The sequence below is a fragment of the Sulfurisphaera ohwakuensis genome (assembly GCF_009729055.1).
GTDB classification, from domain to species: Archaea; Thermoproteota; Thermoprotei_A; order Sulfolobales; family Sulfolobaceae; genus Sulfurisphaera; species Sulfurisphaera ohwakuensis.
Window position 1 is genome coordinate 353,207 of the sequence record NZ_CP045484.1, and the last position, 13,179, is coordinate 366,385.

The following is a 13,179-nucleotide window of genomic DNA, read 5'->3' on the forward strand; positions in this document are numbered from 1 at the left end:
TATTAATAGAGAGTATAAATACCGATTTGGTTTGAAGGAGTTAAAATATGATGTACTCATTATTGGAGGAGGTTTTGCCGGAGCATCAACAGCTTTTCATTTGGCTGGAAAAGGATTAAAAGTGCTATTAGTTGATAGCAAACCGTGGAATAGAATTGGAGATAAACCATGTGGTGATGCAGTAAGTAAGGCGCATTTCGATAGGCTTGGAATGCCTTATCCTAAAGGTGAAGAATTAGAGAATAAGATTAGCGGTATAAAACTGTATAGTCCAGATATGAAAACTGTATGGACTGTAAATGGAGAAGGATTTGAGCTAAATGCTCCTCTTTATAATCAACGAATACTTAGAGAAGCTGAGAGTAAAGGCGTAGAAATATGGGATCAAACTACTGCGATGAAACCATTGTTTGAAAACGGCTTTGTTAAAGGTGCAGTATTATATAATAGAAGAAGCAATGAGGAAGTTGCTGTATATTCGAAAGTTTTAGTTGATGCAACGGGATATTCAAGAAGTGTAAGAAGCAAATTACCGCAAGAATTACCTATTGCAGAAGATCTAGATGAAAAAGATGCTGATATTGCGTATAGAGAGGTATTATTAACTAGAGATGACATTGAAGATCACGATTACCTGAGAATTTTCGTTACACAGAAAGCTTCTCCTGGCGGATACTGGTGGTATTTTCCTAAAGGCAAGAATAAAGTTAATGTAGGACTAGGTATTCAGGGGGGAATGGGTTATCCTAGTGTTCATGTCTTTTACCAAAAATATTTAGACTCATATGCCCCAGATGTTGACAAATCAAGGCTTTTAGTTAAAGGAGGGGCTTTAGTTCCAACAAGAAGACCATTATATACAATGGTGTGGAATGGTATTATAGCTGTTGGAGATTCTGCATATACTGTAAATCCAGTTCACGGAGGAGGGAAGGGTTCAGCCATGATATCCGGTTATTGTGCAGCTAAAACTATACTTAATGCTTTTGAAAAAGGTGACTTTTCAGCTCAAGGATTATGGGATATGAATATATGTTATATAAATGAATATGGAGCAAAACAAGCTAGCCTTGATATATTTAGAAGATTTTTACAGAAACTCAGTGATGATGATATAAACTATGGAATGAACAAGAAAGTTCTAAAAGAGGAGGATTTACTTGAAGCAAGTGAAAAAGGTGATCTTCACTTATCAGTAGCGGAAAAAGCTATGAGGATAATTGCAGGATTAGGTAGACCTTCTCTATTAATGAAATTAAAAACAGTAGCAGAATACATGAAAAATATTAAGCAATTATATTACAATTATCCTAGATCCCCATCTGGCTTACAAATATGGAAAACCCAAGTTGATAGATTAATCTCAGAATTTAATATGAACATTAGTAAGTAAAATAAAAATTATAGTAAGGATAAAAGGTGTAACTAAAGGAATCCAAAACGTTTTCATTGTATACCCTCCTACTTCTTCTAGTGCATTTACCATTAATGATATAATTGATCCTAGTATTTTAACCCCTTTTATTTCTATTCCTTTAAAAGATATAGTGGTTTTTAATGCTTGGCTTTTGGCTTTTAATGTTAATTCAAGCGCTTTTTCCACTAATTGCTCACATGGTTGGGCTGGGATGTAAAGATCTCCAAAAACTGTACCAGTACAACTATGATCGTCTGGCGTTACAAGTATGGGATAGTTAACTACACCTTTCAGTTTTTCTCTGATTTTTACGGTCAGATTCGGATCAGCATTGTTTGAGTAAATATAAATTATGCTAAGATCTTTCTCTCCATCAGATATGTAAGTAACTCTAATTCTGTTATCGCATAAACCTTCACAGTCTTTGACCTTATCTTCAGCATACCCTACAATAAAAGGCTTTTCTTCTCCTTTTTCTTTTATACTTTTTAGTATACCATTAGTTATACATGAATAAGTATTAGAAGGTAATTCTCTCTCTAGGTATTCGTTATGGCAATCAACTATATAATTTCCAGTATTTACTATAAAATTCCACAGTTTCAAGGGTAGGTCATCAATACCGTAGCTAGGTCTTTGTACGAGTGATAAGCTTTTATCACCAAAATCTAGAGTGACGCCAGAAAATTCACCGCACGTCCATTCTTTTATACCGTAGAATTTAAGAGAAACCCAATTATCAGCTTTTTTCTCCTCATCTGAAATTAATTTAGCTATGGCTTTAGATTGTGTTGATGTTGCTAAATCTATCTCATGACTTCCTGGGCCATGGAAAATTAAGTTATTTGGATTCTCTGACTCTAGTTGATAGATAAATTTGCTACTTCCTATATCTCCAGAGATGCCATAATGAATTTTTGGTAAAACAAAATAGATATTATTCACTTTGAAGATACCTATATGAATGGCTGATTTAATTGATATATCTTGCAAGAACTTTTCTAATTGCTTAGAATCTTTTTTTATTATGTTGGCCAAAAAAGGTCTTAGAATTTGTAGTGATTTAATCCCAGTTATTTTTTCGCCTTTCTTATTAATTAAGTGAATGTAATAGTAAAAAACCAAGGAGATCATTACTATATATATAACGTTAAGATAAGTTATGTGAAATGCTATTGATGCAAAATTTATTGCTAGTATAATAAGTGATGATTTTAATTCGCTTGTTCTTGGTAATAATGTATAACCTATGAGTGGTGAGAAAAGAGTTAATGCGTAATAATAATACCCTATAATTATATAAGAAAATATAATATAGAAGAATGCAGTCAAATCTATGAAAAAGAAAATTAACTTTTTTTCAGTTATGAATAATATTGATAATAATGTAAAATATATTATAAATGATACTAAATATAACAATCCTATTTCTATGCTTCTTATTATCACTATAGCTGATTCAAACGTTGCAAGTCCTGAGAGAATCTTCATGTCTGGTAAGCTTTTTAATTTAGAGTAGTACTTTCTCGTAATAGCTTCAGAATCCACGGTTAAATAGAGTAAATTGGGGGGTTTAAATGCTATTGACAAATGAAATGTTGAATGCCAAAAAAGTAGTCCATTATAAAAAAGAGGAATGCGATATTTATATAATAGAGAAAAATGACGAGAATTATGTAATAGGAATTTATAGAGGTAATAATACCATTTACGCAAAAGTTACGTTACCTTTTGTTAGATGGGATTGCGAGAGTATACTTTATTATCCTTTTGGATATTTTGTGTTTGCTGAGGACGAAAATAAGCTAATAGAAAAAATAAAGATAAAAATGAACGAGTTGAAGTCCAATGTTATTGGATGATTATGAACTTATAATAAGTGATGTAGATGGAGTCTTGGTCAGAGAAGGAGAACCTATATGGAGTAATATTGTAGCAATCAAGAAAATTATAGAAAGAGGTAAAAAAGTATTATTAATTACTAATAATTCTGGTTTTAGTAGGGTGATTTTATCTAGACAATTAAATTATTTAGGAGTAAAGATAGAGCCTAAAGATATTATAACTAGTGGGACTGCAGCAGCAATTTATCTTAAGGAAAGGACTGATGTGAAAACTGTTTTTGTTGTGGGTGAAGAAGGACTAATCGAGGAACTAAAAAATTTTAATTTTAGAATAATTAGCTCAAATGAAGTAGAAGAGGAAATACCAGATGCAGTAGTTTTAGGTTTAGATAGATTAAGTACATACGAAAAATTATCTACAGCAATGAGGTGTATTTACAAAGGTTCTAAGTTTATAGTTACAAATATGGATAGGCTTTGGCCTTCTAAGGATGGTTTAAAATTAGGAGCCGGGGCATTAGCGTCTGCTATAATTTACGCACTTCAACGAGAGCCTGACTTTATAGCAGGTAAACCAAATACTTGGATTATAGAAATAGCATTGAAATTATCTGGCATAAATAATTTGAATAAAGCTGTTATAATTGGTGATCAATTAGAGACTGATATAAAAATGGGTATTAATGCTGGTGTAGATACAATTTTGGTTTTAACTGGTATATCTTCGATAAAAGATATTGAGAGAACAAATATTAAACCTAAGTTTGTAGTAAACTCTCTAAATGAAATTGTGAAATAAAGGTTTTTTAGTCAAAATATGCATTTACTCATGTGGAGAAAGTTTCATACGATGTTGTAATCGTAGGAGCTGGGTTAGCTGGATTAATGGCAGCACACGAGGTAGCTTCAGCAGGTTATAACGTGGCAGTAATCTCTAAAGTATTCCCTACCAGATCACATTCAGCGGCTGCTGAAGGAGGAATTGCGGCCTACATTCAAGGCAATTCGGATCCAAATGATAATCCAGATTATATGGCTTATGATACTATCAAAGGAGGCGATTATTTAGTCGATCAAGATGCTGCTGAACTCTTAGCATATAAGTCCGGAGAGATAGTGATGCTTCTAGAAAGATGGGGAACTTTATTTAATAGGCAACCAGATGGACGAGTTGCTGTAAGATATTTTGGTGGGCAAACTTATCCTAGAACTAGATTTGTTGGAGATAAGACTGGAATGGCACTATTACATACAGTGTATGAAAGAACTTCTGGTTTAGGTAGTGTAGATTTCTATTTTGAATGGTTTGCGTGGGAATTAGTTAGAGATGAGAATAGGATTAGAGGTATTATAGCTTTTGATATGAGGAATATGGTTCCAGTATTTTTCAAAGCAAAAGCTGTTGTGATAGCTTCCGGAGGTATGGGGATGTTATATAGGCATTCAACTAATAGTTATATCAATACTGGTGACGGTTATGCTATGGCATTAAGAGCAAGGGTCGCATTAAAAGATCCAGAATTTGTTCAATTCCATCCTACAGCATTGTATCCCTCAGATATTTTAATTAGTGAAGCTGCAAGAGGAGAGGGAGCAGTACTAAGAAACGTTAAAGGAGAAAGATTTATGGCAAGATACGCCCCTAAAAAACTGGATCTTGCCCCTAGGGATATAGTTTCTAGAGCAATACTTACTGAAGTAAAAGAAGGTAGGGGATTTCCGGGAGGGTATGTAGGCTTAGATCTTACTCATTTAGGTGAGGATTATATTAAGGAGAGATTAGCTCTAGCTTATGAAGCAGCAAAGAGCTTTGCAGGAATAGATGCGACCAAAGAAATGATTCCGGTAAGGCCGGCCCAACATTATTATATGGGAGGTATTGATGTAGATATAACTGGTAGAAATCCAGATTTGGTTGGATTATTTGCAGCAGGAGAAGCAGCATGTGTTTCAGTACATGGTGCTAACAGATTAGGATCTAACTCTTTGTTAGAAACTTTAGTATTTGGTAGAGAAACAGGAAGGGCTGTTGTCGAATTTCTTAAAAGTTATACTGAGCCTTCGTCCGATATTGATAAAGAAGCTGAAAAAATGATTGATTCAGCCTATGAGGTAGTTAAAAGCGAAAGTGGTGTTCATTTTGGAGAAATATTAGAAAGATTGAGAGATACGATGTGGGACTACGTTGGTGTGTTTAGAGATGAAAATGGACTAAAAACTGCTCTTTCAGAAATTATGAAGCTAAGAGAAGATATGAAAAAAATGTATGTATTAGATAAGAGTAAAGTCTATAACACAGAATTTTATAATGCTCTTGAGCTTAAGAACATGTTAGATCTAGCCCTTGTAATAGCTACTTCTGCTTTAAACAGAAAAGAATCAAGAGGGGCTCATTATAGGTTGGATTACCCAGAAAGAGATGATCAAAACTGGCTCAAACATACCATAGCATATCTCAGAGGTAATAGTGTAGAAATTACATACAAACCCGTAAAAATGACAAAATGGAAACCAGAAGCTAGGGTGTATTAAAAATGTCTCTACAAAATGAAGAGATGGATGTAGTGCTTAAGATAAAGAGATATTCCCCTGAAAAAGGATATTGGTGGCAAGAATATAAATTAAAAGTTGATAGATTTACTCAATTTACCGAGGCTTTAAGAAGAATTAAAAGTGAACAAGATCCTACGCTTGCATACAGAGCATCTTGTCATATGGCAGTTTGCGGAAGTTGTGGAATGAAAATTAATGGAGAGCCAAGACTTGCATGTAAAACATTAGTAATTGATATGGCAAAGAAATACGGTTCTAATGTTATCACAATAGAGCCGATGGATTATTTTAAACCAGTTAAAGATCTTATTGTTGATTTAGATGAATTTTATCAAAGAATGTATAAAGTTAAACCTAGACTTTATCCTCATAAGGAGGTTTTAGAAGGTAATGTTGAACAAAGATTAAAACCTGAAGATCAAAGAGAGCTTTGGAAATTCGCTCAATGTATATGGTGCGGGCTATGTGTATCAGCTTGTCCGAGTGTTAAAATGGATCCAGAATTTTTAGGTCCTGCTGCTCATGCAAAAGGTTATAGATTCCTAGCTGATCCTAGAGACACAATCACTGAAGAGAGGATGAAGATTCTTATAGATAGTGCATGGCGTTGTACGTACTGTTATATGTGCTATAATGTTTGCCCAAGAGATATAGAACCAGTAACAGCTATAAAGAAAACTAGAGCTTACACTAGACTAGCCAAAGAAAAGACCTCAATAGCACAAACTGGAGAGAAGCATATTGAAGCAATATTTAATTCTCTATTAGAAACTGGAAAACTAGAAGAGGCTAAGGTTTATCTTAGCACGTACGGATTACTTGGTTCCATAAAAGATTTCATTTATCTTTTCCAATCCGGTAAAGTTAAGTATGCTTTAGTAAAAGAGAAATCAGTTGAAAATATAAGTGAGATCAGGAAAATTCTTAGTGGTGATAATAAATGAGTTATGCGTATTATCCAGGCTGTGCGACTCATGGGCTTTCTAAGGATGTAGATATTGCAACAAGAAAAGTATTCGAAACTCTAGGGTTAAAGCTAGAAGAAGTAAAGGATTGGAATTGCTGCGGAGGAGGATTCTATGATGAATATGACGAAGTTGGGCATGTTGCCTTAAACCTAAGGAATTTATCGATAGTGGAAAAAATGGGATATAATAAAATGATTACTCCTTGTAGTGTTTGTCTTCATAGCCATAGGTTAGCTACATATAAGTTTAAGGAAAATAAAGATATAAGGAAAAAAGTTGAGGAAAGAATTAAGGGTACGTCAATTAGCTATTCTGGAAAAGCTAATGCTGAACATATAGTATGGGTTCTTGTTAGAGATATAGGAATTCAGAAAATCAAGGAAAAAGTAAAAAGACCATTAACTGGATTAAGAGTTGCGGCATATTATGGATGTCAGATGTTAAGACCAGAGGAAATAATGGGTTTTGAACCAGCATTTAATCCTCATAGTATGGAAGATTTGATTTCAGTTACTGGTGCAACTCCAGTAACATTTCCTAATGCTAGGTCATGTTGTGGTTTTCCTTTAATGGGTAGTAATCCAAGCGTGGGAATAAAAATGGCATATAGTGTATTAAAAAGTGCAAAAGACCAAGAAGCAGACATTTTAGTTCACCCTTGTAGCTTGTGTCATTTACAGCTAGATTCACTACAACTTAAAATAAAGGCTGAGTTTAATACTAATTGGACTCTTCCAGCAATATATATAACTCAATTACTAGGTTTAGCATTCGGTTTTTCGGCTGATGAATTAGGTATAAGTAATTTGGCTAAACAAGTTCTAATCTCAAAGGGTGTAGTTTAATGTCGTATGAGGACAAGATTAGTGATACGTTAACAAAAATAGGAGCCATTATAACAAGAGGTTGGTATTCAGTAAGTGAGAGACCGGAGAGACCTCCTTTCGGAAAAGAATTAGAATATAAGGTTGATGAATTATTCTGGGGTAAAATTCATCTAAGAAACGAAGGGGACCTCTATGTCTTAGTAATATCTAAGGATATATTCAATTGGAAAGATAAGATTTCACAGTTAAAAGTTAAAGGTGAGATTGAAGACGCTGCTGGTGGATTATTATGGTTAAAAGAGGATTTGGACAACTTAGAAGAAGATATGAAATACCTTAAGGAATACCTTTCATCTCTTAAAAAATAATTTTTTATTTTATGAAAGTATATGGTTGAGTGGCCATGCCCAGCTGACGCCCAAGTATGGATGGGATGATGCTGGGTCCTCCTCCTTTATGATTCTACTACCTTCAAAAGGTCTTCATGATCTAATTTATATACTACTAAATATTGATCTGAGACTCTTCTTAAATCAGCATTATCTCCTCTTATCATTACGCTAATTAATGTAGAATTAGCCTCTTTCAAAGATCTTCTTACTGTAGTTTCAGCAATTTTATCCTCACCATCCGTTAATAATATTATCTCACTTACTCCTTTTACATGACCTTCTTTAATATCTTCACATGCTGAAATTACAGATCTACTGATATCAGTACCTCCTCCTCCTCTTATTTTGCCAATATATTCTATCATTTTAACAACATCTTTACTTTTTGCATTTTTAGGAACTTTAATTAAAGGATAAGGTATATTATCAAAGAATCTAATATAGAAATCTCTATTTTCTCTTCTAGCTCTACTATATAATGCCAAGGCTACAGCTTTAGCCCATATTATTTTTTCACCATCCATACTTCCAGATTTATCTAGTAATAAATAGATAGGTCCTAATACTTCTTTTATTCTCTTTTGATACAATAATAATTGGGATTCGGCAAGTTTTATGTAGAATAATTCTTCTGGCAAAGCTAATTCAGAAGATACGATCCTCTCAAGATCTGAGCCTTCCTCGTATCCATAAAGTTCTCCTCTAGAAAATCTTGTGGTTCTTTTCTTTGTAAAGCTTCCTAATCTGGGCATTCCACTTAAAAATTCTAGAATTTTCTTTATTTCTGTATTTCTAGCTAATCTAAGAACTTCATGAATTTCTCCTTCAAAATTAAGTATCGAACCCGTACCTGCACCATTGCCACCTATTATTTTCTGTAAATTTCTAACTGATTCTGCGTCTTCTATTGCTTTGCTTAGTGCTTTGTCATTAACTTGTTTCATTAGTTTCTCCATTTGCTGACTATCTTGTTGTTGCTGTTGTTTTTGTCCTTGCTTTCCTCCACTTCCTTTCATTAGACCGTTAAGTATTTGCTCAGCCATTTGTCTTTCTTCTTGGGATTGTGAAGTTCTCTTTATTCTTTCTAATTCTTCTATTAGATTTTGAACATAACTAACAGATAATGCCATACTAACAGCTGAGTTAACCATAGAGTAATTCCTATTCTCTTCAACTAAAGGTGAATTTAGCATCATATCTATAAATCTATACATTATTTCTTTTCCTTTAGGAACATCCTCCTTTGTTTTAGGTATAGGCATAGGTAAGTAATGGATGTAATATGTATCTATCAAAAAATTCTCATCTAATTGTAAATCTCTACCACTAAGTTTTTTCAATGTATAACTTATTCTTTCACCACGATAACGAACTAAAGGATCTTCATAATCAATACCTCTTAAAAAACCTTCTTCTTCACTCATGTATAAATCCCCAGCTTTCTAGCTACTTTTTCTAATAGTACATCGATTTCTTTAACAACTTCCTTTGAAAAATCTTCCACTTTTTCGTCTCCACTCTCCTTTCCTAAAGCCATCACTCTGTCCCTAGTAGCCCTTAAACTTCTAATTAGCTCAATTAATCTAGGATCAGACTCATTAGCCGCATCAACATATTTACTCGCTTCTTTTATATTTGAGTAGATTTCATTCAGCTCTTTCATATATTTAATAGGTGTCTTTAGCTCTTCTGATAATAGTGCTGATACTTTCTCAAAGTCATCTATTTCCTTTGGGGCTATATACTTTAGTACTATTAAATCTTCTTCAATAGCTTTTAATCTTCCATTAAGTATAGCATGAGCAGAAACTATTTTCAATACTTTACCTTTTCTTCTATCTGTTAGATGAATTCCTTTTTCTTCTAGCATTGCATACAGCTTTAATAGTTTACTTTTCACTGGGGACAAATCTACTTGGGGAATTAAGCTGTATAAATCATCCAATTGTTTTATATTCATAATTGGCTCTTTAACTACCCATTTATTAGAGAACTCATAATCCCATGCAGAGTTTATCAGATCTTTCCATAGATCTTCACTAACGGGTCTCGCGTAGTGTCTTAGTAAAAGTCTATCATATAAAGCATCTAACTCCGGTTCATCTGGAACTCTGTTACTTGCTGATATTAATGTTCGTAATGGTACTTTTATTACGTTATATCCATCGTATATTACTCTTTCATTTAACAAAGATAATAAGGCATTTAATATGGCTGAATTAGCATTAAATATTTCATCTAGGAATGCTATTTCACTTTCTGGTAGTCTATCTTTAGTAATTCTTTTATATATGCCTTGTTTTAATGCGTTTATATCTAAAGCTCCAAATAATTCAGCTGGTTCGGTATATTTAGTTAATAGATACATAAAGAACTTGGCGTTCAGCAATTCAGCAGCTCTTCTTGCTAGTGCAGACTTTGCTGTACCTGGTTCTCCAATTAAAATCACGTGCTCTTTAGAGAGTAGGGCTAGTGTTATGACTTTAGCCTCTTCCTCCCTTCCTATGAATGGAGCTGAGAGTAATTCAACAAACTTTTTAGGATATTCTAATAATTGTTGATTACTACTCACATTTATTCCCAAAGATAATTATAGCTGTATAGCTTAAAAAGAAATCTTAACAATATTGGATGATTAGTTTAAAACATACAAAATAATATGGAACAAAAAATCAGCCTCTTTTTAAACTTAAACTAGTTAATCGATACCTTATTCACGATATGACAAGAATTTTTATACTATGACGTAAAGTATATTTTAACAAATCTCGTGAGTCGAGTCGAATGGGAGAAGAGAAAATAAATAATCTAAAACCAGGAATGGAAAATGTTAATGTAACTGTAAGAGTTTTAGAAGCAACAGAAGCAAAAGTTATACAAACAAAAAATGGTGCTAGGACGATAAGTGAAGCTATAGTTGGTGACGATACTGGTAGGGTAAAACTAACATTATGGGGTAAATTAGCTGGTTCTATAAAGGAGGGAATGGTAGTAAAGATAGACAATGCATGGACTACTGCTTATAAGGGGAAGGTCCAGTTAAATGCTGGTAGCAAATCACAAATTTCAGAAGTAAATGATGAATCTTTTCCGCAAGCGGATCAAATTCCAGATACTACTCCATCAGCTGGAGAGTATAGGAGACCTTTCAGAGGAGGAAGAAGACAAGGCAGAGGAGGAAGAAGACCAAGATTTGAAGAAGAGAGTGGTGAGGAAGAATGAATTTTGATGAAGTAAAGAATTTAAAACCACAAAAAATAGGAGAATTCCTAGATAAAAGTGAAGATGGAGAAGGATATATAGTTAAAGTTTCAGAGGATAAGGTTTACGAATTAGCACCTATAGCTTATTATGTTTGGGACTTATGTGATGGAGAAAAAACTGTTGATCAAATCGTAACTCAAATTAGTCAAGAGGCAAACTTATCTGTTGAACAAGTTCGTGACCCTATATTAATGGTTCTAGATGAGTTGAAAAAGGCCTCACTCATAAGTATGTAAAGTTATAAGTTTTGTTTTTTATTTTCTTTTATGCGAGCCATATTAGACGATAAGAACTTACTTTTGGCTGAAGATGCATTAAGGATTTTCATTAATGAAACTTCTCCTAAACCCATTGGGGTAGAAGAGGTTGATATACTAGACTCATTAAATAGGGTTTCCGCTGAATATGTTTTTTCTCCAATTGACTTACCACCATTTTCAAGATCTACTGTTGATGGTTATGCTATAATTGACTCAGAAACTCCAGGAGAGTTTACTGTAATTGATAAGATTAGTATAGGAGAATATAAGGAGATTGAAATAAAAGATAAAGAAGCTGTAGAAGTTGATACTGGTTCTATAATTCCAGAAAATGCCACAGCTGTAATTAAGGTCGAAGAAACTGAAAGAAAGGGAGATAAAATCTTTGTAGGAAGAAAAGTAAGATTTGGAGAAAATATTGGATTTATAGGAAGCGATATTCCTAAAGGGTTTGAAATTTTAAAGCCTGGAGAAATCATTAAGGCTGAAAAAATAGCACTTTTAGCTTCTGTTGGAATAACAAAGGTTAAAGTATTTAAAAGACCTAAAATCTATATAATAACAACCGGAGATGAACTAATAGAGCCGGGAAAGCCGTTACAGAAAGGAAAGATTTATGAATCTAATTCATTTTATCTTTATGCTAAACTAAAATCAGAAGGATATGACATTATTGGTTATACTCATGTAAGGGACGATAAGGAATTGATCAAAGAAGAGTTACTTAAAGGTTTAGATTTAGCAGATGTGGTGATATTAACTGGAGGTACAAGTGCTGGTGAGAAGGATTTTGTCCATCAAGTAATTAGAGAATTAGGTAAAATTATAGTTCATGGATTAAAGTTTAAACCGGGAAAACCAACAATTTTAGCTACCGTAAAAGGAAAAGCAGTAATAGGTCTTCCAGGCAATATTGTTTCAACTGTTATGATAACTGAAAGGGTAATAAATAAATATCTCTCAATAGTAGCTGGAAAAGAATTAACAGACGAAATTAAAGTTAAAGCAATATTACTAAACGATGCAAAAGCTGATAAGAACCGTTACACTTATCTTCCAGTATATTTGTTTAAAAAAGATGAAAAATACTTTGCTTTAAGTATACCCTTTGATAGCTATATGATAGGAACTTTTTCAGTGGCTGATGGTTATATAGGTCTTGAGCCTGCTGAAGAGCATAAAGAGGGAGAAGAAGTTTATGTATATTTAAAGAGATTGGATTTAAGACCTACTTATATAGGAGAAGAAGAACCTAAATTACTTAAATTGTTCTCAGAATTTAGAAAAATTCCCTTAGGTTCTTACCCAGCATTAAAAGCTCTTAAATACGGAATTGGTGACGTTATTGTAATTAGTAATCTTTACGATAACTCAATATCTGGTGAATATGTGTATAAGAGAAAAATATTACAAAACGGTAATGGAGAAAAGATTGTGGGTTATCATGATTGGATTGGATTAAGCAGAATGGTTCAAAATTCTTCTATAAAATTACGTTATGTATCTTTATCTCCTAATTTTATCGGTAAGGCTACAGTAATAGCGCCAGACACTATTATCAGTGAAGGTAAGGAAATTGGTGAAGAAAAGCTGATTATTGTTTGTAAAGATGAATATAAGTCAAAACTTAAAACTCTATCTTAATATTATCGTT

Annotated in this window: 13 protein-coding genes; 10 read left to right on the forward strand and 3 right to left on the reverse strand. The window is 33.3% G+C overall.

Annotated features, from left to right (window positions below; all coding sequences use genetic code 11):
- The first annotated feature begins 31 nt into the window (after positions 1 to 31).
- Positions 32 to 1,393 carry a digeranylgeranylglycerophospholipid reductase gene (locus tag D1869_RS02270; RefSeq protein ID WP_156013731.1) on the forward strand — a complete coding sequence of 454 codons (1,362 nt, stop codon included), beginning with the start codon at positions 32 to 34 and terminating at the stop codon, positions 1,391 to 1,393.
- Here the strand turns inward: D1869_RS02270 and D1869_RS02275 are convergent.
- Positions 1,364 to 2,965, reverse strand: coding sequence for a DUF2070 family protein (locus tag D1869_RS02275; RefSeq protein WP_156013732.1), 1,602 nt, complete (start codon positions 2,963 to 2,965; stop codon positions 1,364 to 1,366). The genes D1869_RS02270 and D1869_RS02275 overlap by 30 nt on opposite strands.
- A 29-nt stretch (positions 2,966 to 2,994) precedes the next feature.
- On the opposite strand from D1869_RS02275, the gene D1869_RS02280 reads away from it, so the two are divergent.
- From D1869_RS02280 to D1869_RS02305, 6 genes are read left to right on the forward strand one after another with little or no spacing between them, the layout of a single operon-like run.
- Positions 2,995 to 3,279: a hypothetical protein gene (locus D1869_RS02280; RefSeq protein WP_010978472.1), complete on the forward strand. Its 285-nt coding sequence runs from the start codon at positions 2,995 to 2,997 to the stop codon at positions 3,277 to 3,279.
- Positions 3,266 to 4,060: an HAD-IIA family hydrolase gene (locus tag D1869_RS02285; protein ID WP_156013733.1), complete on the forward strand. Its 795-nt coding sequence runs from the start codon at positions 3,266 to 3,268 to the stop codon at positions 4,058 to 4,060. Before D1869_RS02280 ends, D1869_RS02285 begins: the two co-directional genes overlap by 14 nt.
- 32 nt (positions 4,061 to 4,092) lie before the next feature.
- Positions 4,093 to 5,793, forward strand: coding sequence for a succinate dehydrogenase flavoprotein subunit (locus D1869_RS02290; RefSeq protein WP_156013734.1), 1,701 nt, complete (start codon positions 4,093 to 4,095; stop codon positions 5,791 to 5,793).
- Between the two features lie 2 nt (positions 5,794 to 5,795).
- Positions 5,796 to 6,758 carry a succinate dehydrogenase/fumarate reductase iron-sulfur subunit gene (locus D1869_RS02295; RefSeq protein WP_156013735.1) on the forward strand — a complete coding sequence of 321 codons (963 nt, stop codon included), beginning with the start codon at positions 5,796 to 5,798 and terminating at the stop codon, positions 6,756 to 6,758.
- Positions 6,755 to 7,627, forward strand: a complete 873-nt coding sequence (locus tag D1869_RS02300; protein WP_156013736.1) for a CoB--CoM heterodisulfide reductase iron-sulfur subunit B family protein — start codon at positions 6,755 to 6,757, stop codon at positions 7,625 to 7,627. Before D1869_RS02295 ends, D1869_RS02300 begins: the two co-directional genes overlap by 4 nt.
- Complete coding sequence (locus D1869_RS02305) at positions 7,627 to 7,977, forward strand: succinate dehydrogenase (protein ID WP_156013737.1); 351 nt, start codon at positions 7,627 to 7,629, stop codon at positions 7,975 to 7,977. The genes D1869_RS02300 and D1869_RS02305 overlap by 1 nt, the downstream gene beginning before the upstream one ends.
- An 86-nt stretch (positions 7,978 to 8,063) precedes the next feature.
- On the opposite strand, the gene D1869_RS02310 is transcribed toward D1869_RS02305, so the two are convergent.
- Both D1869_RS02310 and D1869_RS02315 read right to left on the reverse strand, forming a co-directional pair.
- The gene (locus D1869_RS02310) at positions 8,064 to 9,425 is read right to left on the reverse strand and encodes a vWA domain-containing protein (protein WP_156013738.1); all 1,362 of its coding nucleotides are present in this window, start codon (positions 9,423 to 9,425) and stop codon (positions 8,064 to 8,066) included.
- Entirely contained in the window at positions 9,422 to 10,573 is a 1,152-nt protein-coding gene (locus D1869_RS02315; RefSeq protein WP_375781462.1) for an AAA family ATPase, read from the reverse strand. The genes D1869_RS02310 and D1869_RS02315 overlap by 4 nt, the downstream gene beginning before the upstream one ends.
- Positions 10,574 to 10,785: 212 nt before the next feature.
- Here D1869_RS02315 and D1869_RS02320 point away from each other — a divergent pair, with 212 nt between their 5' ends.
- The 3 genes from D1869_RS02320 to D1869_RS02330 are packed head-to-tail and all read left to right on the forward strand — an operon-like array spanning position 10,786 to position 13,169.
- Positions 10,786 to 11,223: a single stranded DNA-binding domain-containing protein gene (locus tag D1869_RS02320; RefSeq protein WP_010978480.1), complete on the forward strand. Its 438-nt coding sequence runs from the start codon at positions 10,786 to 10,788 to the stop codon at positions 11,221 to 11,223.
- The gene (locus tag D1869_RS02325) at positions 11,220 to 11,501 is read left to right on the forward strand and encodes a PqqD family protein (protein WP_010978481.1); all 282 of its coding nucleotides are present in this window, start codon (positions 11,220 to 11,222) and stop codon (positions 11,499 to 11,501) included. Before D1869_RS02320 ends, D1869_RS02325 begins: the two co-directional genes overlap by 4 nt.
- Before the next feature lie 30 nt (positions 11,502 to 11,531).
- Positions 11,532 to 13,169 (forward strand): molybdopterin-binding protein, encoded by a 1,638-nt coding sequence (locus tag D1869_RS02330; protein WP_156013740.1) that lies wholly within the window; start codon positions 11,532 to 11,534, stop codon positions 13,167 to 13,169.
- Positions 13,170 to 13,179: the final 10 nt, after the last annotated feature.

Excerpts from the sequence above, each read along its gene's own strand:
- D1869_RS02320 (WP_010978480.1), top strand. The coding sequence starts at position 10,786 with ATGGGAGAAGAGAAAATAAATAATCTAAAACCAGGAATGGAAAATGTT.
- D1869_RS02310 (WP_156013738.1), bottom strand. The coding sequence starts at position 9,425 with ATGAGTGAAGAAGAAGGTTTTTTAAGAGGTATTGATTATGAAGATCCT.
- D1869_RS02300 (WP_156013736.1), top strand. The coding sequence starts at position 6,755 with ATGAGTTATGCGTATTATCCAGGCTGTGCGACTCATGGGCTTTCTAAG.
- D1869_RS02325 (WP_010978481.1), top strand. The coding sequence starts at position 11,220 with ATGAATTTTGATGAAGTAAAGAATTTAAAACCACAAAAAATAGGAGAA.
- D1869_RS02280 (WP_010978472.1), top strand. The coding sequence starts at position 2,995 with ATGCTATTGACAAATGAAATGTTGAATGCCAAAAAAGTAGTCCATTAT.
- D1869_RS02305 (WP_156013737.1), top strand. The coding sequence starts at position 7,627 with ATGTCGTATGAGGACAAGATTAGTGATACGTTAACAAAAATAGGAGCC.
- D1869_RS02330 (WP_156013740.1), top strand. The coding sequence starts at position 11,532 with ATGCGAGCCATATTAGACGATAAGAACTTACTTTTGGCTGAAGATGCA.
- D1869_RS02295 (WP_156013735.1), top strand. The coding sequence starts at position 5,796 with ATGTCTCTACAAAATGAAGAGATGGATGTAGTGCTTAAGATAAAGAGA.
- D1869_RS02285 (WP_156013733.1), top strand. The coding sequence starts at position 3,266 with ATGTTATTGGATGATTATGAACTTATAATAAGTGATGTAGATGGAGTC.